This window comes from Marinomonas aquiplantarum (assembly GCF_003314975.1).
Classification (GTDB): Bacteria; Pseudomonadota; Gammaproteobacteria; order Pseudomonadales; family Marinomonadaceae; genus Marinomonas; species Marinomonas aquiplantarum.
The window spans coordinates 218,468-238,337 of record NZ_QNRF01000001.1 but is presented as its reverse complement, the minus strand read 5'-3'; the positions used below and the strand labels follow the sequence as shown (position 1 = coordinate 238,337).

The window sequence follows — 19,870 nt, the reverse complement described above, 5'->3', positions numbered from 1 at the left end:
TTGCTTACTTGTGATTATCAAATGCTTCCGCTTCGTGCTTCATAATAAAGCGAATCAGACCTACCACGATGCCTGCCACACCTAGGCTGAATAGCATCAGGGCAAGTGGATTATCAGCAAAGGTAAAATACGCTGAGACATTTTCCCAAGATGTAATAGAGGTTCCCATAATTAAGCTCCTTTCGCTTCTAGATCGCCGACATTCGTTGTTGTACCGCTTTTAGCTGGTACGGTTTCTGGGTAAGGGTGAGCCAAGATTTCGACCTCGTCTAGACCCAATACTTCCACGTTTTCTGGTACGCGTAGCATGTTGAATTTCTTCAATAAGTAAGAAACAGCGTAGCCAGGCACAAAACCAAGAACCGCCATGACGATGGCACAAACCGTTTGACCGTAAAGGCTGATTGCTGGGTTGCCACCTACGTTTGGTGTACCACCTGCGAAAACACCAACTAGAATAACCGCTACCACACCGGTTACACCGTGAACGGCCACCGCGCCAACAGCATCGTCAATGCCTTTTTTCTCAAGCAGTTTCGCAGCACCAACCGCAATGAAGCTTACGCAAGTCGCGATGATGAAGGCCAAACCTGGATCGTATAGATCAAGACCTGCGGCGATGGAAATGATACCCACTAGACCACCAGACATTGTCCAGAAAGGGTCGCGAGTCGCGATGTAACAACCGATTACACCACCGGCAAAGCCCATTAGCGTGTTGAAAGCGAAAGCAGAAAGGTTTGTTGGGTTGTTGTAGATAGTTGTCCAGCCAGTGTCACCACCGTTAAAGATGATACAACCGCCGAGGAAACCGAAGAAACCGAAGATGATCATCATCAAACCAATTAAGGTCATAGGTAGGTTGTGAGCACGAATTTGCTGCGGAACGCCATTGATGAACTTGCCCACACGAGGCCCTAAGTTGATTAGTACACCCAAAGTGAAGAAACCAGCAATAGCGTGAACCACACCAGATGCGCCTACGTCATGGTAACCCATTTCTGTTAGCATCCAGCCGTCTGGGTGCCAGCCCCAAGCACCAGCAAGAATCCACACGCCGCTACCCAAAATAACTGTCAGGATAAGGAAAGCGCTGACACGAATACGCTCGATAACCGCACCAGACATGATCGAACCTGTGGTCGCACCGAACAATGCGAATGCAGCCCAGAAAATACCTGTGCCCATGTCTTGTACATCAGGACCCATACTTTGTGACCAAGGCAAAGCAGAAGAGGCTTCTACTGGCATCAAACCACCAGGGAAAGCATTGTAGATCCACCAGCCGAACAGGTAGAAAGTGGGGATGATAACGGCCAGCGCAAGAATGTTTTTCACCCCTGCGGCGAGGGCGTTCTTACTACGTGATGCCCCCATTTCGTAGGCTAGGAAGCCTGCGTGAATCATCACCATGATAGCGGTACACCACCAGTAGAAAACTTCTACGTTCATAGCTTGGTGCATGTTAAAAATCGCTTGCTGAGCATCGAGAGACGCTTGCAAGGATTCCAGGGTTGGGGTTTCTGTAGCCATAGTTTTGTTCCTTTTTGTGGGAGTTGTTAGCTTTTAATGACCGAAGTCGTTATTTATACAGCGTCTTAGCGCGCTGTTTATTTATGAAATTAAAAAGTTTTCTGTGGTTTGTGTTTCGTGTTCAAGCAAATCGTCATCCGATCTATCTTTTAGTTTCACGCCTGATAATTTCAGAGTTCTTGCTTCGTTTAGCAGGTAAAAGGCCTTACGTGCTGCTTCTGGGTACACCAAGCCTGCCGGACGAATGTTAGAAATACAGTTGCGGTAAGCGTCTGTGTAGCCGACCTTCCCGCCCCAAGTTAAATACAGTCCTAAGCTATCGGGAGAGCTTAATCCGGGACGTTCACCAATCAGCACTAACACACACTTGGCATTGAGCCTTTCGCAAATATCGTCGCCAATGGCCACACGACCTTGCTCCACGAAACAAATGGGAGCGACTGACCAAGCCTGTTGATTCAAAGGGTTCTCTTCCGATAAGTAATCGAACAAGGCGGCTAAAAAAGGCATGGTGTTTTGTTCGACAGCAAGAGACGACAGGCCATCCACGACGGCGATGACTAAGTCGTATTCTGCTTTGCTGTTCTGTGTGTGTTGATCCAAGCTGCCTGCCGACGCTTGGTCTAAGCGACGACCGAAATCGGGGCGCTGTAAATAGGTGGCGCGGTCCGTCGCGCGACTGTGCAAAAATAGGGGGGCACAGTTTGGGGCCCAATCCTGAGCCATCATTTGCTGCGCAAGTTGTTGTGCATCGAGTTGGGTATGCACTGCATCGATGGCTTGCGCATGAGCTAACTGAAAGGCTAACAAATGCTTTGTTGGTGTACTGACACCAGAACGGCCTAGGCCAACACGAGCATCGGTAAAGGCTGTCAGTTTTTGCCAGCTGTTCTCGGTTACGGCATCCTGTTGAGACGGTTTGTCTTGCGTCATTACAGACCTCCAATTAAACGTTGTAGCGAGGGTTGGAAGGCCGAAGGCAACTGCGAATTCAAGGTGAATTGTTCGTTGTTTTTGAAAATTTCCATCTTCGCTAACCAAGCATCAAATTCCGGTGCAGGTTTAAGGCCAAGAGCGCGTCTGGCGTACAGAGCATCATGAAATGAGGTGGTTTGATAGTTGAGCATGATGTCGTCAGAGCCGGGAATGCCCATAATAAAAGTGCAGCCGGCGACGCCTAATAAGGTCAGCAAGTTGTCCATGTCATTCTGGTCGGCTTCGGCGTGATTGGTGTAGCAAACATCACAGCCCATTGGCAATCCAAGTAATTTGCCACAAAAATGGTCTTCTAATCCGGCACGAGTAATCTCTTTGCCATCGTATAAATATTCTGGGCCGATAAAGCCAACTACAGTGTTTACCAATAAAGGATCAAATTTACGCGCTACCGCGTAGGCACGCACTTCACAAGTTTGTTGGTCTAAACCGTGGTGGGCATTAGCGGACAACGCACTGCCTTGACCGGTTTCAAAATACATCACATTGTTGCCCACTGTGCCTCGGTTTAAAGATAAGGCAGCGTCTTGAGCTTCAGCTAAGGTCGCTAGGTTGAAGCCGAAACTATCGTTGGTCGCTTGGGTACCACCAATGGATTGAAACACCAAATCCACAGGTGCGCCTTGTTCAATGCACTCAATAGTATTGGTGACATGAGTCAGTACGCAGGATTGCGTTGGAATCTCGTAATGCTGGATAACCTCATCCATCATCTTGATAAGTCGAGTGGCTTGCTGAACGTTGTCAGTCGCTGGGTTAATGCCAATTACTGCATCGCCATTGGCATACAACAAACCGTCTAACATGCTGGCTGCTATGCCAGTTAAGTCGTCGGTAGGGTGGTTCGGTTGTAAGCGCGTGGATAAATGACCGGGTAAACCTATGGTGTTACGAAACCCAGTACGAACATGGCATTTCTTCGCAACCAGAATGAGATCTTGATTGCGCATGATTTTACTTACCGCCGCCGCCATTTCAGGCGTCACGCCAGCACGGATGGATTTCAACATTTCTGGGCTGGCTAAGTCACTTAATAACCAATCACGAAAGCCGCCCACAGTAAGATGAGAAATAGGCGCAAAGGCGGCTTTATCATGCTCGTCTATAATTAAGCGGGTGATTTCATCCTCTTCGTAAGGAACTAGTGGTTGTTCAAGAAACAGGGAGAGAGGCACATCGGACAAGGTCATTTGTGCCACTGCACGTTGCTCAGCGGTTTCTGCTGCCACACCAGCTAAACGATCACCAGAACGCGCTGGGGTCGCTTTAGCCATAAGGTCTGCAAGGTCTGCGAAGGTAAAGGTTCGCTCTCCCAGAATATGACGAAATTGCGGTGTGTTGCGGTTTGGGTTCATGTATTAGCTCTTTATATGGGTTACTCATAAAGTGAAACGGCAAACCGTGCTTTCTGTGGAGAGGTGTAAAAAGGCACAGGTTTTGCTGTTATCTACTGTATGAAAATTGCCGAAGAGGCGTTATCGAATAATGGCAAACTTTAAAAAACCTTATAAATCATTATCTTATGGTTTTATAAAGCTGAGGCGGGTAACCTTGATATGTTAAATGCAAATCAAAATGCACCAAGATGGGGCGGAGAGGTTCAGTTTTCTGAAGCTCATGATGCCGATTTGCATGCCAGTAACCTAACCAATTGGCAGCAAGAGTATGATCAAACCAGTCGCGGCAGCTTTTATGGCAGTATTGTTGAATTGTCTTTTGATGGTTTGCAGGTATTTAGTGAACACACCAGCCAAGCATTGCAGCAAAAGTGCGTTGTGTGGCCAGATTCAGTGTGGCTGGGCATTCCGTTTGAAGGCCAGCAGGCCAGTCGAATTAATGGTTTAACCATTCGCCCCGATACCATTATGTGTCGCCCTGGTAACTGCGAATTTCAGTTGTCCACACCGGAAGAATACGATTTATTCGGCTTGGTAGTAGACCAAGATAATCTTACGAAGGTTGCTGATATTCATGGCTTGGACTTGAACTGGAAAGAGCTTACCGAACACGGTCGTCTTGGTGTACCGGACAAGACTTTAGAAGAAGTACGTTTTTTACTGCATCGTTTGTTGTCAGTGGAGCAGAATGAAACGCCATCGCGTTTGCAAAAAGACATTGTCTTAATGGCTTTACTAGAAGTACTCAAAGTGGAAACGCCACAACCTGCACGAACACAAAGTTATCATCATCGTAAAAAAGTCGTGGATTGCGCTCGTCATTTTTTGGATCAACACATGGATGCACCAGTTACAGTGACGCAACTTTGCGAAGTGGCCAGCGTAAGTCGTCGTACTCTGCAGTACAGTTTTGAAAGTATTCTTGGCGTGAGTCCAATTCAGTATTTGCGTTTTACTCGTTTAAACGGAGTGCGACGTGATCTGGTGAAAGCCAGTTTTGATGGGACGTCGAATATGATTAATGTTGGCCAAATTGCCGGGCAATGGGGCTTTTGGCATCTGAGTCAATTCGCTAAAGATTACAAGCAGTTGTTTGGAGAGCAGCCGTCACAAACTCTAGAATGGCGCTGTTAATTTTGTCTTAAGCGTGTCTTTTTTGTCTCTATTCCCTCCTTATGATACTCAACTATAAACAGTTCTTATAAACCAATAGATTTTTTTCATTAACAGAAAATAAGAATCAATAGTATCTTTGTTTCCTCATGCAATTTTTTTACATCTTTCAAAATAAAAAAATACTCAACGCGAGTATGACTAGAGGTTCAATATGAAAAATAAATGGGTTTTATCTTTGCTGATGGTAAGTATGGCAGGAGCCACACAGGCAGCAGAATCAACCTATGAATTTGGCATTACGTTAAAGGACTATCAGGGCGATAAAACAAGCTCAGTGTCATATGGCGGACAAATTGCGCGGCATGCATTGCATAACTCAATCAAAGTATTAAGTAAGCAAGGCAATGGTAAAGACAATCAAGCACTGCTTGATGAATTAAATCTATACTTCTCGGGCACCGCGGCAGGTCGCGATATTATCGATCCCGTTTCTAATCAAGGCTTTGCGATCAAGCAAAGCGAAATTGACGAGCTATCTTCGGGTAAAGACTTAGCAACCAGCGCATACAAAGGTGTAGTAACTGGCTGGCCTGGTAACATGACAGCAGCTGAAGTGCTGAACAGCATGATAGTGCAAGCGGCGAAAACCAAAGGTGGATTTGATCCAGTGAATGGTTATGACTACATCCAATTGATTTCCAAATTTTCAATGGGTGCGGTTTTCTACAACAAAGCGGTTAACCATTACCTTGATGAAAAGCTAGGTGCCGATGTGCATCCTAATGATAAAGCCTATAAAGATGGTGTGGCTTACACTGGCAAAGAGCATGTGTGGGATGAGGCTTTTGGTTATTTCGGCGCGCCGATTCATGCTTTGAACTTAACGCCAAAAGAAGTGGTCGACATCACAAAAATGAAGCCAGAAGTGTTTGCTAAGGCGGATTACAACAAAGATGGCGTGGTTGACCTTAAATCTGAAATGGCATTTGCTCACGCCTATTACGCTGCGAGTGTCGATGCGTCAGGTGGTACTCAATATTTCCATACCATCATGAAGGCTTTCTACGATGGTCGTAAGTTGATCCAAGACGCACAAGGTGAAGCCTTATCGTCTGCTGAGCGTCAAACACTACGCGGTTACGCAAAGGTGATTGCGGATAATTGGCAGAAAGTCATTGCTGAAGCGGCGTTTAAATACGCTGGTAGTGTCTACAAAGACATTGAGACACTGCAAAAAGCGGAAAAATCCAATGGCGACATTGCTAAGCCTTACCGTAACTATGTGAAACATTGGGGTGAGCTGAAAGGCTTTACCTTGTCTTTGCAGGCGGCGGGTCGTGAATTGGGTGAAACGCAAGTACAGTTGAATCGTTTGACAGGTTTCAGTCCCGTATTATTCGGTGATTCACAAGTGGTTGCCGTCGGTGCAGACGGTGCATTCATTCAAGGTAAGAGCATTTCTATGAATGAGTACAAGTTGAATATGTTGAAACTGCAAGTGCATCTGGCTGAGAAGTTTGCTTTGAAAGCCAAGCTGAATGATCGTACCGCAGGTATTTCAGACCTAATGGAAAACCTGAATACAGGTGTTAGTGCTGAAAACGACTAATATCAGAGCTTATAATATGAGAAGGTGCGCCTTCTCATATTATGTTTTGGCTTTGTATTGAATGTTTATGACCTATCTTGAGTGGTTGCTCGCTGTGTTACAACAGACCCTTGCGGATTTGCAAAGTGTGCAGAAGCGAGTGTCGATCTGGTATCTGGTGTCGGCTTTTATAGTCGCAGTGGTTTTTTATGCTTGGCGTTACCCTGGTAAGTTGAAGCCACAGCTTATCCAACTCTTCTCTCCTAGCGTGTGGTGGCATAGATCTGCCCGTCACGATTACGTCATTTTCTTTTTTAACCGTTTTGTTATGGCCTTGCTGTCACCACGGTTACCTAGCGGTGTGCTACTGACGACTTGGCTCTATTACCAGAGTCAGAATTGGTTTCCTTATTCTGTCGAGCTCAGTTTGCCGACTGCTTATGTGATTGCCTTGTTCACCTTGTGTTATTTTTTGCTGGATGACTTTAGTCGCTTCTATTTGCATCGAATGCTACACAAATGGCCTGTTTTGTGGGCGTTTCATCGGGTGCATCACAGTGCAAAAGTGCTGACGCCAATGACAGTGTTTCGTACTCACCCTGTAGAGGGAGTGCTTTTCTTTTTGCGTTCTGCCTTGGTTCAAGCGATTTGTATCACCTTTTTTGTTAGTCTTTTTCCTGGACAGGTGTCCTTGTACACAGTGTGGGGTGTTTCTGTATTTACCTTTGTATTCAATGTGCTAGGTGCTAATTTGCGCCATTCTCATGTGGTATTGAGTTATGGCCGTTGGGAGAAATGGTTGATTTCACCTGCTCAGCATCAACGACATCACTCGTCAGCAATAGAGGATTATGATTGTAATTTTGGTGTGGTATTAGCGCTTTGGGACAGGTGGTTCGGCTCTTGGAAGCAAGCAGACTGGCGACAAAAATTGGTGTTTGGTACCAACACCCGTTTTGATAGTAAGGGGTTGTTCGCCATGTATGTAGAGCCTTTTCAATACGCATTGGAGAGTCTGAAACGTCGACTTTTTTCTAAAATGCCTGCCATTATTATGATTCTGGTTTCCACCACCTCACTTTTTTATGCCAATTAACCTAGGTTAATTCTTTACACTGTCTTTCAATGTACTCTGCTGACCATGGTGAAACACAGAGGAAAATACAGATGTCTGATTTACATGCTTATTTAACGGATCTAAAGCTAACAAAACCTGATGAATTGTCGGTGGCATTTGTCGGGCAATTGCAGGCAGCTCATATCGCTAAGTACAGCTTTAATAGTCTGGCGGTATTGCTTGGTGAAGAGGTGTCTCTTGATCTAACCAATGTCTATGAAAAAATTGTGTTGCATGGATTAGGTGGATATTGCTTTGAACACAATAAGCTAGCGTTTGAATTGTTGAAAAGCCTTGGTTATGACGTGTGCTTAGTGATGGCCAGGGTATTAAATGGACAGGAAATAGATCGCCCACGTACTCATCGCGTTACGCTGGTCAAGGTTGAGGAAGAAACCTATCTCCTTGATGTTGGCTTTGGCGCGGATTGTCCGATTGCTCCCCTGTTATTGCAATCAGATTTGCTGCAGCAAATTGGTCATGAAAGGTATCGTATTGTGGTGCAGGACGGTGAGTATGATGTACAGATTCAAAAGGCGGGTGAATTTTATACCTTGTATCGTTTTGATTTAGCTGAATACACAGATGCGGACTGTTTAATGGGGAATTTCTTCTCTTCTAAACACCCTAAAGCCGTGTTCGTAAACAATTTGGTGGTGAGTATTAAAGACGCCGATCGAACTTCGGGTATACGCAATGAGGTCTTTTTTATTCGTCAAAATGGTCTCGAACAAGAACGTCTGATCGACTCAGCACAAGCATTACATGCTTTGTTGGCTGAGGTGTTTCATATACATGTGGAAATGGTCATTGCTGAGCATGTATTTGACCGATTTATTGCTCCCAAATTGGCAGAATTATCGCCCCATCAAACCACTGAACTATCATAACCAAGATAAGGACGTTTGTTATGAATCCTTTTATCACACTATTTGTGTGGGCTTTACTCATGGCGTCGTCATTTGTGGTTTCGGGCAATATGGTGGCCTACGCCAGTCCCATCGCCACGGCATTTTTTCGCTTTGTCTTGGCTTTGGTACTGATGGTAGGCATTCTGCTCGTCAAAATGCAGATGAATAAATCCGTCAATAAAGCGAAAGGCGTCACCCAGCTTAGTGCGCTTTTTTCTAGTCAAAAAGTCTGGCAATACGCCGTGATCAGTGGCGCTTTGGTTGGCTTCTTCATTGGCATGTTTGCCGCTTTGGAATCAACGACACCATTACATACCTCTGTGCTTTACACCTTAGTGCCGCTGATGGGGGTGTTGATTGCTAAATTTTGGTTAGGTGAGTCGGCTTCAATACTTAAGGTGTTTGGTTTTGTGTTGGGCTCTTTTGGAGCCGTATTGGTATTATTGGCAACACAAGGAAACGGGCCTTTTGTTTGGCACAAAGGGGATTATATCTTTCTTGGTGCTTCTGTTTTGTTGGCCTTTCATGTGGTGTCAGTGCAAAAGTGGGGGCAAGCCGTTGGTGCTTTTGAAGGCGCCTTTTTGATTATGCTGTTTGGCACCATATGGTTATTGCCCATCGCCATTATGTGGGGGGATTTGTCTAGTGTGGCGTGGGGCGAGTTAGGGTTTTGGTTGAACGGTTTATACCTGACTGTTTTCACAACCCTGTTTACCTTTATGTTGCAGCAAATCTTAGTGCGTTCTGTGGGAGCCAATCGTATCTTGGCGGCTTCTTATACCATTCCCGTTTGGGTGGCGCTTTGGTTGGCTTTGTCGTCATGGCAGTGGACATTGTTGTTCAATATGGGGTTTGGATTAGGCTTGGTGTGCTTACTGCTGGCTTTGTATTTGATCGATAAGCAAAATAGGAACAGAGTTCTTGTAGGGCTAAACTCTCGTTAACCGCATTGAGCGAAAGGTATATGGATAAGGCATGGATAAGGCGCAGCTAGAGATCGAATTCCAACACCACTTTGCAGAGCAAGGTTATGATATTGATTGGCAAAAATTGTCTTTGCCAATGAGTTTTCACGCGGTGGCGAAGGGAGATTTTTTATTTCGTCAAGGGGAGTACGCTCAGCGACTGTTCTTTTTGCATAAAGGTCTAGTACGTTACGTGAATATTTCCGAAGAAGGTAAGGAGTTCACTAAGACCTTTGTACGCGCGCCGAAAATCATCGGTTCTACTCGTGCCATGGTAGAAAACTCAGCAACCCTGTTTGGCATTCAGGCTTTACAGGATTGTGTTATCAGCTCTTATGACTGGCAAGATTTTTATGCCCAAATGCATCAAGACTTAGGTTTTTTAACCTATTACAGTCGATTCATGGAGCAAATTTTCCTCACTAAAGAGACGCGAGAAAGTGCCTTTGTTGAGTATTCTGCTGAACGTCGTTACTTGGATTTTTGTGTTGAATACCCGGATCTAAAAGACGGTATTCCTCAACAGCAAATCGCCTCTTATTTAGGCATTACACCAGTGGCTTTGAGCCGAATTCGACAAAAAATTCGCTTGAAGCCGGATGTTTGATTCTCCGAAATCATCAAGCTTACAGTGTTTCTAGGATGATGTTTTTATCATTTGATTAAAGTGTATTTTTGTCCAAGTGCATAAGGAGATGCTTGGCTGCTCTGCTTTCATTTCAATAAAATCATTAAATATCATAGGTTTATATTTTTATTATGTGCTTTTGATTCGACTCTTTGGCATTTGGGCACAGTCCATGCAATTCCCTTAATGTGAGCACTGTTTATAGCGTAAGTGCTGATGCATTAAGTTTCATAATAAAAATAAGGGGAAGAGAATATGATGTTAGCGAATAAAACCATTGTGGTGACTGGAGTGTCTTCAGGTATTGGAGCGGATGTTGCAAAACTGGCTCGATTTCATGGTGCTAAAGTGATTGGAATGGACCGCAATGAAGCCAGTTTATCACTGGATGGTTTCATCCAAATTGATCTTGGAGACCCTGAGGCAATTAATAGGGCAGTTAAGCAGTTGCCTGTTCAAATAGATGGGTTATGTAATATTGCTGGGGTGCCAGGTACCGCCGACGCAGAGTTAGTGGGACGAGTGAATTACCTTGGTCTGAGGCATTTAACGCAATCTTTAATTCCTCATTTTAGTAAAGGCGCTAGTGTTGTTAATGTGGCTTCTATCTTGGGGGCTGCTTGGCCGGAGCGTCTGGAAGAACACAAAGCGTTAGCTGCAACTAAAAGCTATGATGATGGTGCAAAATGGCTAGCCAAACACCCAGTGGACCAAGAAACCTGTTATCAATATTTCAAAGAGGCCCTCATTGTATGGACTACACAACAGGCTCTACCTTGGTTTAGAGACCATTCTGTGCGTATGAACTGTGTGGCTCCGGGTCCGGTAATGACCCCTATTTTAGGCGATTTCGTCTCTATGCTTGGGGAAGAAAGAGTGCAAGCCGACGCCGATCGTATGTTACGTCCTGCTTATTCGGATGAGGTGGCTGAGGTCATTGCTTTTTTATGCTCCGACCAAGCTCGCTGGGTGTGTGGTGCCAACATTCCGATTGATGGCGGTTTGGCATCGACTTACATTTAACACTAAATCCTTATCGATAAGGCCCACTAGCTGGGCCTTTTTTTAAGTCGATAGGCTAATTGAGGTCGACTTAACCCTACTCGGCGGGCGGCTTCCGATAGATTGCCTTGTGCGCTGTCGACGGCTTGCTGCAATAAATTGAGTTCTAATGCTTCAAGGTCTAGCGAGGTCTCTCCTGCCACAAATTGAGAGACTTGAGTTAGTACGTCATGTGAATCTTGCATTGCTTGAGCTTGACTTAATGCACCTTGTTGATTGATTGAGTAGATTACTTCCTCTGGGATCGCTTCGTTACGAAACAGATGATGTAACTCGATCAATTCATGCTCCTCAGATGCAATCACGCCTCGTTCAATTAAGTTCTGTAATTCCCGAATGTTGCCTGGAAAGTCATAATTAAATAAACCTCGGCGAGCATTTTGAGTGAAGCCTGTTGGGGATCTTTGATGCAATTGACAAAAATGACGATAAAAGTGATCCACTAACAGTGGAATGTCCGCTTTTCGTTCTCGTAATGGCGGTAGGTGTATCGGAAAAACATTCAGGCGAAAAAATAAATCTTCACGAAACTCACCTCGTTTAACAGCAGCTTTGAGGTCAATATTGGTAGCAGCAACGACTCGGACGTTGACTTTTATGGGCGAAATACCACCCACTCTTTCAATTTCTTTTTCCTGCAAAGCGCGTAATAATTTGCTTTGACCAGCCAGATTCAGTGTGCCAATCTCATCCAAAAACAAGGTGCCACCGTTGGCGCGTTCGAAACGCCCTGGTCGACTGTGAGATGCCCCTGTAAAAGCGCCTTTCTCAACTCCAAATAACTCAGATTCCAATAAGTTTTCAGGTAACGCAGCACAATTAAAGGCAATAAATGGGCCTATTTGACGACTGAACTGGTGCAACATGCTGGCAAATAATTCTTTACCAACTCCGGACTCCCCCGTAAATAACACAGTGGCACTCGTAGGAGCGACTTTCTGTAAAGCATGGTTAGCCGCGCTAAAAGCCGCTGAGACACCTATCATAGTGGTTTCTTCGGTGAATTCTGTTGTGGTGACCGACTCAAACTCAGGCGTCGAATTGGGGGCTTTCGGGGAGTCCTTAGACGAAACGTTAAGAAAACGAATGTCATCCTCAACACTGTCCCAAAGTTCTACGGATTTACCAATCACTCGACAAACTGAATGCCCCATGGATTGGCATTCGACTTCACGGAACACCACAAGAGAGCCAACCAAGCCGGACACATAGCCTATGGCATACCCTAATTCCATCCAGCAAACGGGCGCACTGCCAAGACCGTAAGCGGCGATGTGCTCTTCTACCTCAGTACTGTGATGCCAAAGAAATTCCCCATCGTATAAGCCTTTTTCGGTATCAAACTCAAAATGGACGGTTTCTACTTTGACCAAGCCTTCTAGCCCGTGCAGTCTTGTGCCTGCCTCAAAAATCGCTGCGGGCTCGGCATCAGGCCAGCGTTTGCGGATTAATTCCGCGTCTCTTATGCCTGATAAATAGCCTGTTCGCGTTAAGATGTCGCGAGAGTTGTCTAAGCCGATGGAATCGATTAACTCTTGTCTAAGTAAGCCAAAGGATGAACTGTGCAGTAAGATCATACGTTGGTCTTCTAACCAGATTCGACCATCGCCGGGAGAAAATGAGAGGCATTCGGTAAGGTCGTCTAGAGAGGGATATGCTTGCCCCTTGAGCTCTTTTGAACTGCCTTTTAATAAAACGTTACTGCTTCCTTTTGCCATGTCTGCAAGTGAAATGCGATGTGTGTTTGTCATTATTTTGTTCCTGTATTCACTTGATGAAATGATTAACATGTCTTCTAAGTCTGAATTGATTTTGATGATATCGTCAAGATGTTGATGTGAAGAGAATAAATTCCAGAGTGACTTCCTCTTTCCATTTTTAAAAAAATCAATAGATTCAATTGGTTATGTTTGTATTGAAAATTGCTATCGACTGCTAGCGTGAGGCGGCATAGGGATTGCTCATGTATTAGAATCCCGTCACAGTGGATTTCTAATAAAAATAAACAGGAGAACAAACTCATGTCTAATTCTGTATTGGCGTCACAAAAATGGTCAGGTAAGTTTTTTAATGGTGATTGGCCAGCGGCCAAACAAACACAAGATGTCATAGAGCCCGCTACTGGAGAAGCGCTAAGTCAGGTGGCGATGGCCAGCGCTGATGATATCTATGCGGCTTGCCAGCAGGCCAGCCAAGCACAAAAAGCTTGGTCTGCAGTAGCGCCTCGCGACAAAGCGTCTTTATTTCATAAAGCCGCACAATTTCTACAAACCAATTTTGATGATCTTGCCTTGTATGTCGCGCGTGAAACGGGTGGTATCCTTCCTAAGGGCATGCATGAAGTCAAAGAAGCGATTCTGATTCTGCAATTGGCTGCCAACATGACACTGGAGCCAAATGGCTTAACCTTACCTTCTACGCCAGATCGTCAGTCTTATGCGAAGCGTCAGCCACTTGGTGTGATTGGTGTGATATCGCCTTTTAACTTCCCATTAATTTTATCCATTCGTTCGATAGCCCCCGCGTTAGCGACAGGTAATGCAGTAGTCACTAAGCCTGATCCACAAACCCCTGTTACCGGTGGCTTTATTCTCGCCATGGCATTGGAAGAGGCTGGCTTTCCAAAAGGTCTATTTCAGGTATTGCCAGGTGGTGTAGAAGCAGGCGAAGCCTTGTGTGCTGCGCCAGAAGTACAGATGGTCGCCTTCACTGGCTCCACTGCTGCGGGTCGTAAAGTGGGCGAGGCGTGTGGCCGTAACTTGAAAAAAGTGTCTTTGGAGTTGGGCGGTAAAAGCTCACTTATCGTACTAGAGGATGCGGATCTGGATGTGGCTGCCAGTAATATTGCTTGGGGTGCTTATTTCCACCAAGGACAAATTTGCATGGCGTCAGGGCGCATTCTGGTACAAGAAAGCATTGCCGACGCGCTAACGGCGAAGATTGTTGAAAAGGCTCGTCATTTGCCGGTTGGTAACCCTGCTACAAGTGAAGTAGCCATTGGTCCTATCATCAACCCTCGCCAGCTAGAGAAGGTTCATGCCATAGTGCAAGATACTGTGGCTGCAGGTGCTAAGCTAGAAACTGGCGGTACGTTCAATGGACCATTTTATCAGCCAACCGTATTGAGTGGCGTAAAACCTGGTATGCGCTCGTTTGATGAAGAAATTTTCGGTCCCGTAGTGAATTTGGTGACGTTTAAAGAAGATCAACAAGCGATTGAGCTGGCGAATAATACCGAATACGGATTAGCTGGTGCGGTTATTTCAAACAACCTATCTCGTGCACAAGCCATTGGCTCGCAATTGCATGTTGGTTTACTACACATTAACGATCAAACCGTGAATGACGAGTGTATTAACCCGTTTGGAGGGTGTGGTGCGTCTGGTAATGGTAATGCGGTGTGTGGTCCAGCTGATTGGGATTTGTATACCCATTGGCAATGGATGACAGTGAAAGCCAGCGCAACTCCGTATCCATTCTAAGTCGACACAGAGAGGCTCGTTGACGCTAAGAATATCAATGCCCCGCTTGCGGGGCATTTTTGTAGATCGTGTTATTCGGCTTCTTTGGCCATGATCTCGTCCAGTGCGCTTTTAAAGACCTCGGCAGGTTGTCCGCCGGAAATGGCATACTTATTATTGACGATCACAGTAGGAACAGACTGAATGCCATTCTGTTGCCAAAAGGCTTCTTGCTCTCGTACCTCATCAGCATAATGCTGACCTTCTAATATGGCTTTCGCTTCCGCTAAATCCAAATCCACGCTGGCGGCAAGGTTGGCAAGCACTGAATAGTTACTGACATCTTGGTTATGGGTAAAGTGAGCTTTGAATAAGGCTGCTTTTAATTCAGCCTGCTTGCCTTGAGTTCCCGCCCAATGGAGCAGACGATGCGCATCAAAGGAATTTCGCATCCGACTGTCATCGGTGAAGTTGAAGTCAAAGTCGACTTCTTGTCCACGAGCTTTGATCATGGCGCGGTTTTGGTCGGACTCTTGTTCGCTTATGCCATACTTTTCGATGATGTGTTCACGAAAACCTTGCCCTTCAGCAGGCATGTTGGGGTTTAACTCAAAAGGTTGAAATGTTAAGTCGACCGCAACAGAGTCATCTAATTGATCAAGGGCCTTATTCAAATTCCCCAATCCGACGACGCACCAAGGGCACATGATGTCTGAAACAAACTGAATATTAAGAGAGGTGCTCATAATGTGATACCTAATAAAGAATGATTAGAAACTTGTTATGGGCATTCCAAACGAATTAAAGGCAGTTAGCTGAAATAACCAACAAGATGCGCAAAATTTGCATCTTGTTTGAAGCTTAAAAAGAAAAATGGCCTGCTGTATTAAGGCAGGCCATAGCAACTTAAATGACGCCTAATTCGACCAAACGCTCATGCAAATAGCTTTTGGCGGTATAACGGTCTGACAAGACTACCTCTGGTTTTGGGTGCAAAAACAGCGGTAGGGAAATACGTGACTTGGTTTTGTCTGCGCCCTCAGGGTTCACGACACGGTGTGATGTCGAAGGGAAGTAACCCCCCGAGGCTTCTTGCAGCATGTCACCAATGTTGATGATCAAGGTGCCAAAATCACAAGGCACGTCCATCCAAGAGCCATCTTTGGCTTTGACTTGTAAGCCTGGTTCATTGGCTGACGGTAAAATAGTCAGTAAGTTGATGTCTTCGTGAGCGCCAGCACGAATAGCGCCAAGCTCTTCGTCGCCTTTTAGCGGCGGGTAATGCAAAACACGCAACAGAGTTTGATCACTGTCTTCGACCATACTGGATAGGGATTGAGAGTAGTGTTGTGCTACATCCGCTGGTGTATGAGCTTCTACCCAACCCAGCAGTTCCGCTGCTAGCTCATTCGCTTCCGAATAATATTGCGCCAGTAAGGTTTTCTGCTCAACAGGACATTGCCCCCAAGGGTAGTAATGGAAGTATTCTTTAATGTCTTTTTTGGTATGACCTTTGGCTGTCTCAGAGATCTCTGCTGGGAAAAAGCCGTCTTGAGTGCCTTTATTGTAAAGGTAGTTTTGCTTGTCGTCGCCGTCGAAAAATTGTTGCCATTCTTGATAAATAGCACTGACTAACGATTGTTGAATCGGGTGGTTTTTTAAGACGCCAAACCCTGTTTCGTGAAGGGATTTAACAAAGTCTTCTTGAGCCGTTTTGCTTGTATAATCAATGGCTTGCAATGTCATCATAGTGTCCTTTTTGCGCATAAAAGTGTGTATTGGTCGATTTGATATACGCCCTTTTGATAAGGCGTAGATGGATAAAAAAACGAGCAAATATCAGTCTAAGAAGACCAACCACTATGGAAAAAGTAGCGTAAATCCACGGTTTCTGCCTGAAAATGCTGAGCCCAATGAGACAAACTCAGTGCTTTTGGGCAGACAGCCGCCACGACAGAAGTCGTTGTTAGATGTCTTGCATTGAGTAAGTTGAGTGGCATTTTTGTGAACCTATTCCGTAAAAGCGGATTTAATCATTGATGATTTAGCGAATCTCTAGTTTACTAACTGAATGGACAGTTTTGAAGTGATTCCGTAATAAATTGTGAGGATTGGCTAGTAAATTCTCAGTTTGTCCTATACTGACATTGGCGGCTTTGTTGATTTGGTCGCCTTCTTTGCTCTTCTACATGTATATCTTCTGCCAGGCTGGCACCGTGTTTTTAATCCAGTAATTGCGTTTTTTATTTGATAAAGAGGGCTCTTGTTATGACTGTATTTGATTCTTTTAAAAACCATTTTTTAATTTCAATGCCACACCTCGATGACCCGCATTTTGAACATACTGTGATCTATCTTTGTGAACACACCCCTGCAGGTGCGATGGGGATCATTATTAACCGTCCATCTCATATTGATTTCAGTGAATTGGCTGATCATTTAAGCATGCCAATAGAGCAACCAGACCTGCTCACTGAAACAGTTTATACCGGCGGCCCAGTTGAAGCTGAGCGCGGTTTTATTCTGCATACTGCGGATAAACAATGGAGTAATACACTTCCGGTGACGTCTGAAGTGTCTTTGTCTGCGTCTTTACAGGCTTTAGAGGACATCGCAAAAGGCCAGGGTCCCAGTGCATTTCGTATCACACTTGGTTGTGCCGGGTGGGACGATGGGCAGTTGGAAATGGAAATTGCGAATAATGATTGGCTGGTATGTGAGGCGGATTTAGACGTATTATTCCATACACCAAGTGAGCTGCAATTTACAGCAGCCACTCAAGTCTTGGGCATTGATATGGCGAGACTTTCACCGGATATAGGACATGGTTAATGACAGCAAGTGCGTCCCCTGACAACAGCACAACAAAACCCAATACGACGCAATCCGTATTGGGTTTTGATTTTGGCACTACTCGAATCGGCTTGGCAATTGGGCAAAGTATTACGGGAACGGCTCAACCTTTAGAGCCAATTAAGGCCCGTGATGGCATTCCAAATTGGGATGAAATTGAAAAAGTGTTTGCGGAATGGCAACCTAATGCCGTGGTAGTAGGGTTACCGCTCGACATGGATGGACAAGAAAATGAAATGTGTCTGCGAGCTCGAAAATTCGCCAAACGATTACATGGACGATTTAACCTGCCATACCATATGATGGATGAGCGACTGTCTTCTTATGAAGCAAAAGGACAGGTAATCGCTCGTGGCGGCAATCGAAACTTTAAAGACAACTCGGTTGATGGGTTGGCCGCACAGATGATTTTGGAAACATGGTTTGCTGAACAGTATTAATATCAGCCTTGTCAGTAAACGGTGTGTGATGACAGATTAGAGTTTCAAAACAGGTTAATAACAACATGACATTAGATTTAGAGCCTTCTTTGGCTTCAATGAAGCAGCAGTTAGTTGATTACTGTCAGGCTAAGCAAATTGAAGACGCGATTGTGGTTGGAATTCACACTGGTGGTGTGTGGGTAGCAGAGCAGCTGATGTCTGCTGCGCCAACTAAGGACCCATTAGCGACCTTGGACATTACGTTTTATCGAGACGATTTTACCAAAGCGGGATTAAACCCTAAGGTGAACCAGACGTTATTGCCTGCGATTGAAGATCGTCACGTTATTTTGGTGGATGATGTGTTGATGTCTGGCCGCACCATTCGTGCTGCGATGAACGAAATTTTTGATTTCGGTCGCCCTGCCAGCATCACCTTAGCCATCTTATACGATCTTGGTCAGCATGAGTTGCCAATTGCGGCTGATATCGTTGGAGAGCGTTTAACGCTTAATCCTGATCAAAGGGTTAAGTTAACTGGGCCTAAACCGCTTGCGGTTTCTGTGATTGAGACGGATTAATCTGTTTTCAAGCCTTTATTTTTTGTTGAACAAGTACGACAATTACGCCTATGGATAAGTTTTATGAAAAAGTAATGAGTCGCACTGAGTTCCATCGAAAAATAGGTGGGCTTGTTACTTGATGTTCTTAATGCCCGGTCACAGTTAGCTGTACCGGGCATTTTCTTATCGACCTATTTTGTTTCAAAGAGAAAGGCGACCTGCGCCTTTGTAGCTTGAGGAAAGCAAACCATGATGCGATCCGAACCACGGGCATTACAACTAAACGATGACGGCCAGTTAAAACATTTTTTAACCTTGGACGGTCTGGATAAAACGATTCTGACAGAGATCTTGGATCGGGCTGATTCTTTCCTAACAATGGGAGAGCAATCGGTGAAGAAAGTCCCTCTTTTGCGAGGGAGAACCGTGGTCAATCTGTTTTTTGAAAACTCCACACGTACCCGTACTACTTTCGAGTTGGCAGCAAAACGCCTATCGGCTGATGTAATCAACCTCAATATTGAAACCTCTGCCACCTCAAAAGGGGAGTCTTTGCTGGATACTTTGCAAAACTTGCAAGCCATGCAGAGCGACATGTTTGTGGTTCGTCACTCGGACAGTGGTGCGGCACATTTTATTGCTGAACATTGCACGCCCAATGTCGCCATTATCAATGCTGGTGACGGTCGTCATGCTCATCCAACTCAAGCCATGCTCGACATGTTAACCATACGTCGTCATAAGGGACAGTTTGAAGGTCTCAAAGTCGCGATTGTTGGCGACATCTTACATTCCCGAGTGGCTCGCTCTCAGTTGCAGGCTCTGACCACATTAGGGGTAGACGAAGTACGCTTGGTCGGCCCTAAAACATTAGTGCCCAGTTTCTTTTCTGAAATGGGGGCGAAAATCTGTCATGACTTAGAGGCAGGTTTGAAAGACGTTGATGTTGTGGTCATGCTGAGGCTGCAAAAAGAACGAATGAAAGGCGCGTTATTGCCAAGTGAAAGTGAGTTTTACCGCTTATACGGTTTGACGGAAGAGTCCTTATCTTGGGCTAAACCTGATGCCATTGTAATGCACCCTGGGCCGATTAACCGTGGTGTTGAGATTTCATCAGAGGTGGCCGATGGTGATCATTCTGTGATTTTGAACCAGGTGACGAATGGTATTGCCGTTCGCATGGCGGTGATGTCTATGGCAATGAGTGGGCAACTACAGAAAGCTGAAACGGATCAAGGCAGCGAGGGTGAGAAGTAGT

At 45.2% G+C, this 19,870-nt stretch carries 20 protein-coding genes; 12 read left to right on the top strand and 8 right to left on the bottom strand.

The window, feature by feature from the left end; all coding sequences use genetic code 11:
- Nucleotides 1–4: 4 nt before the first annotated feature.
- The 4 genes from DFP76_RS18070 to DFP76_RS01170 all read right to left on the bottom strand — a co-directional run bounded on the left by DFP76_RS18070 (nt 5) and on the right by DFP76_RS01170 (nt 3,884).
- Complete coding sequence (locus DFP76_RS18070) at nt 5–169, bottom strand: hypothetical protein (RefSeq protein ID WP_181799770.1); 165 nt, start codon at nt 167–169, stop codon at nt 5–7.
- A gap of 2 nt (nt 170–171) precedes the next feature.
- Complete coding sequence (locus tag DFP76_RS01180; RefSeq protein ID WP_113872857.1) at nt 172–1,533, bottom strand: ammonium transporter; 1,362 nt, start codon at nt 1,531–1,533, stop codon at nt 172–174.
- A gap of 81 nt (nt 1,534–1,614) precedes the next feature.
- Nucleotides 1,615–2,466, bottom strand: a complete 852-nt coding sequence (eutC, locus tag DFP76_RS01175) for an ethanolamine ammonia-lyase subunit EutC (RefSeq protein ID WP_113872856.1) — start codon at nt 2,464–2,466, stop codon at nt 1,615–1,617.
- Nucleotides 2,466–3,884 (bottom strand): ethanolamine ammonia-lyase subunit EutB, encoded by a 1,419-nt coding sequence (locus DFP76_RS01170; protein WP_113872855.1) that lies wholly within the window; start codon nt 3,882–3,884, stop codon nt 2,466–2,468. Before DFP76_RS01170 ends, eutC begins: the two co-directional genes overlap by 1 nt.
- Before the next feature lie 201 nt (nt 3,885–4,085).
- Between DFP76_RS01170 and DFP76_RS01165 the strand changes: the two genes are divergently transcribed.
- The 7 genes from DFP76_RS01165 to DFP76_RS01135 all read left to right on the top strand — a co-directional run bounded on the left by DFP76_RS01165 (nt 4,086) and on the right by DFP76_RS01135 (nt 11,274).
- Complete coding sequence (locus tag DFP76_RS01165; protein ID WP_113872854.1) at nt 4,086–5,060, top strand: helix-turn-helix domain-containing protein; 975 nt, start codon at nt 4,086–4,088, stop codon at nt 5,058–5,060.
- Nucleotides 5,061–5,253: 193 nt separating this feature from the next.
- A complete protein-coding gene (locus tag DFP76_RS01160; protein WP_113872853.1) occupies nt 5,254–6,651 on the top strand; it encodes a DUF4856 domain-containing protein in 1,398 nt (465 codons plus the stop codon).
- 67 nt (nt 6,652–6,718) lie between these two features.
- Nucleotides 6,719–7,726, top strand: a complete 1,008-nt coding sequence (locus tag DFP76_RS01155; protein ID WP_181799769.1) for a sterol desaturase family protein — start codon at nt 6,719–6,721, stop codon at nt 7,724–7,726.
- 71 nt (nt 7,727–7,797) lie between these two features.
- Nucleotides 7,798–8,637 (top strand): arylamine N-acetyltransferase family protein, encoded by an 840-nt coding sequence (locus DFP76_RS01150; RefSeq protein ID WP_113872851.1) that lies wholly within the window; start codon nt 7,798–7,800, stop codon nt 8,635–8,637.
- A 20-nt stretch (nt 8,638–8,657) separates the two neighbouring features.
- On the top strand, nt 8,658–9,602 hold the full coding sequence (locus tag DFP76_RS01145) for a DMT family transporter (RefSeq protein ID WP_113872850.1): 945 nt from the start codon (nt 8,658–8,660) through the stop codon (nt 9,600–9,602).
- Between the two features lie 31 nt (nt 9,603–9,633).
- Nucleotides 9,634–10,230: a Crp/Fnr family transcriptional regulator gene (locus DFP76_RS01140; RefSeq protein WP_113872849.1), complete on the top strand. Its 597-nt coding sequence runs from the start codon at nt 9,634–9,636 to the stop codon at nt 10,228–10,230.
- A gap of 276 nt (nt 10,231–10,506) precedes the next feature.
- Nucleotides 10,507–11,274 (top strand): coniferyl-alcohol dehydrogenase, encoded by a 768-nt coding sequence (locus DFP76_RS01135; RefSeq protein ID WP_113872848.1) that lies wholly within the window; start codon nt 10,507–10,509, stop codon nt 11,272–11,274.
- 26 nt (nt 11,275–11,300) lie between these two features.
- Here DFP76_RS01135 and DFP76_RS01130 read toward each other — a convergent pair whose 3' ends face one another.
- Nucleotides 11,301–13,064, bottom strand: coding sequence for a sigma-54-dependent Fis family transcriptional regulator (locus DFP76_RS01130; RefSeq protein ID WP_113872847.1), 1,764 nt, complete (start codon nt 13,062–13,064; stop codon nt 11,301–11,303).
- Between the two features lie 270 nt (nt 13,065–13,334).
- On the opposite strand from DFP76_RS01130, the gene DFP76_RS01125 reads away from it, so the two are divergent.
- A complete protein-coding gene (locus DFP76_RS01125) occupies nt 13,335–14,795 on the top strand; it encodes a benzaldehyde dehydrogenase (protein ID WP_113872846.1) in 1,461 nt (486 codons plus the stop codon).
- Nucleotides 14,796–14,866: 71 nt separating this feature from the next.
- Here the strand turns inward: DFP76_RS01125 and DFP76_RS01120 are convergent, their stop codons facing one another.
- From DFP76_RS01120 to DFP76_RS18065, 3 genes are all read right to left on the bottom strand, one after another.
- The gene (locus DFP76_RS01120; RefSeq protein WP_113872845.1) at nt 14,867–15,520 is read right to left on the bottom strand and encodes a DsbA family oxidoreductase; all 654 of its coding nucleotides are present in this window, start codon (nt 15,518–15,520) and stop codon (nt 14,867–14,869) included.
- Between the two features lie 160 nt (nt 15,521–15,680).
- The gene (locus DFP76_RS01115; RefSeq protein ID WP_113872844.1) at nt 15,681–16,520 is read right to left on the bottom strand and encodes an isopenicillin N synthase family dioxygenase; all 840 of its coding nucleotides are present in this window, start codon (nt 16,518–16,520) and stop codon (nt 15,681–15,683) included.
- Nucleotides 16,521–16,618: 98 nt separating this feature from the next.
- On the bottom strand, nt 16,619–16,774 hold the full coding sequence (locus DFP76_RS18065; protein WP_181799768.1) for a hypothetical protein: 156 nt from the start codon (nt 16,772–16,774) through the stop codon (nt 16,619–16,621).
- A 268-nt stretch (nt 16,775–17,042) separates the two neighbouring features.
- Here DFP76_RS18065 and DFP76_RS01110 point away from each other — a divergent pair, with 268 nt between their 5' ends.
- The 4 genes from DFP76_RS01110 (at nt 17,043) to DFP76_RS01095 (ending at nt 19,869) form a co-directional block, all read left to right on the top strand.
- Nucleotides 17,043–17,606 carry a YqgE/AlgH family protein gene (locus DFP76_RS01110; protein ID WP_113872843.1) on the top strand — a complete coding sequence of 188 codons (564 nt, stop codon included), beginning with the start codon at nt 17,043–17,045 and terminating at the stop codon, nt 17,604–17,606.
- Entirely contained in the window at nt 17,606–18,067 is a 462-nt protein-coding gene (gene ruvX / locus DFP76_RS01105; RefSeq protein ID WP_113872842.1) for a Holliday junction resolvase RuvX, read from the top strand. The genes DFP76_RS01110 and ruvX overlap by 1 nt, the downstream gene beginning before the upstream one ends.
- Nucleotides 18,068–18,132: 65 nt before the next feature.
- The gene (gene pyrR / locus DFP76_RS01100; RefSeq protein ID WP_113872841.1) at nt 18,133–18,630 is read left to right on the top strand and encodes a bifunctional pyr operon transcriptional regulator/uracil phosphoribosyltransferase PyrR; all 498 of its coding nucleotides are present in this window, start codon (nt 18,133–18,135) and stop codon (nt 18,628–18,630) included.
- A gap of 231 nt (nt 18,631–18,861) precedes the next feature.
- Nucleotides 18,862–19,869, top strand: a complete 1,008-nt coding sequence (locus tag DFP76_RS01095) for an aspartate carbamoyltransferase catalytic subunit (protein WP_113872840.1) — start codon at nt 18,862–18,864, stop codon at nt 19,867–19,869.
- Nucleotide 19,870: the final 1 nt, after the last annotated feature.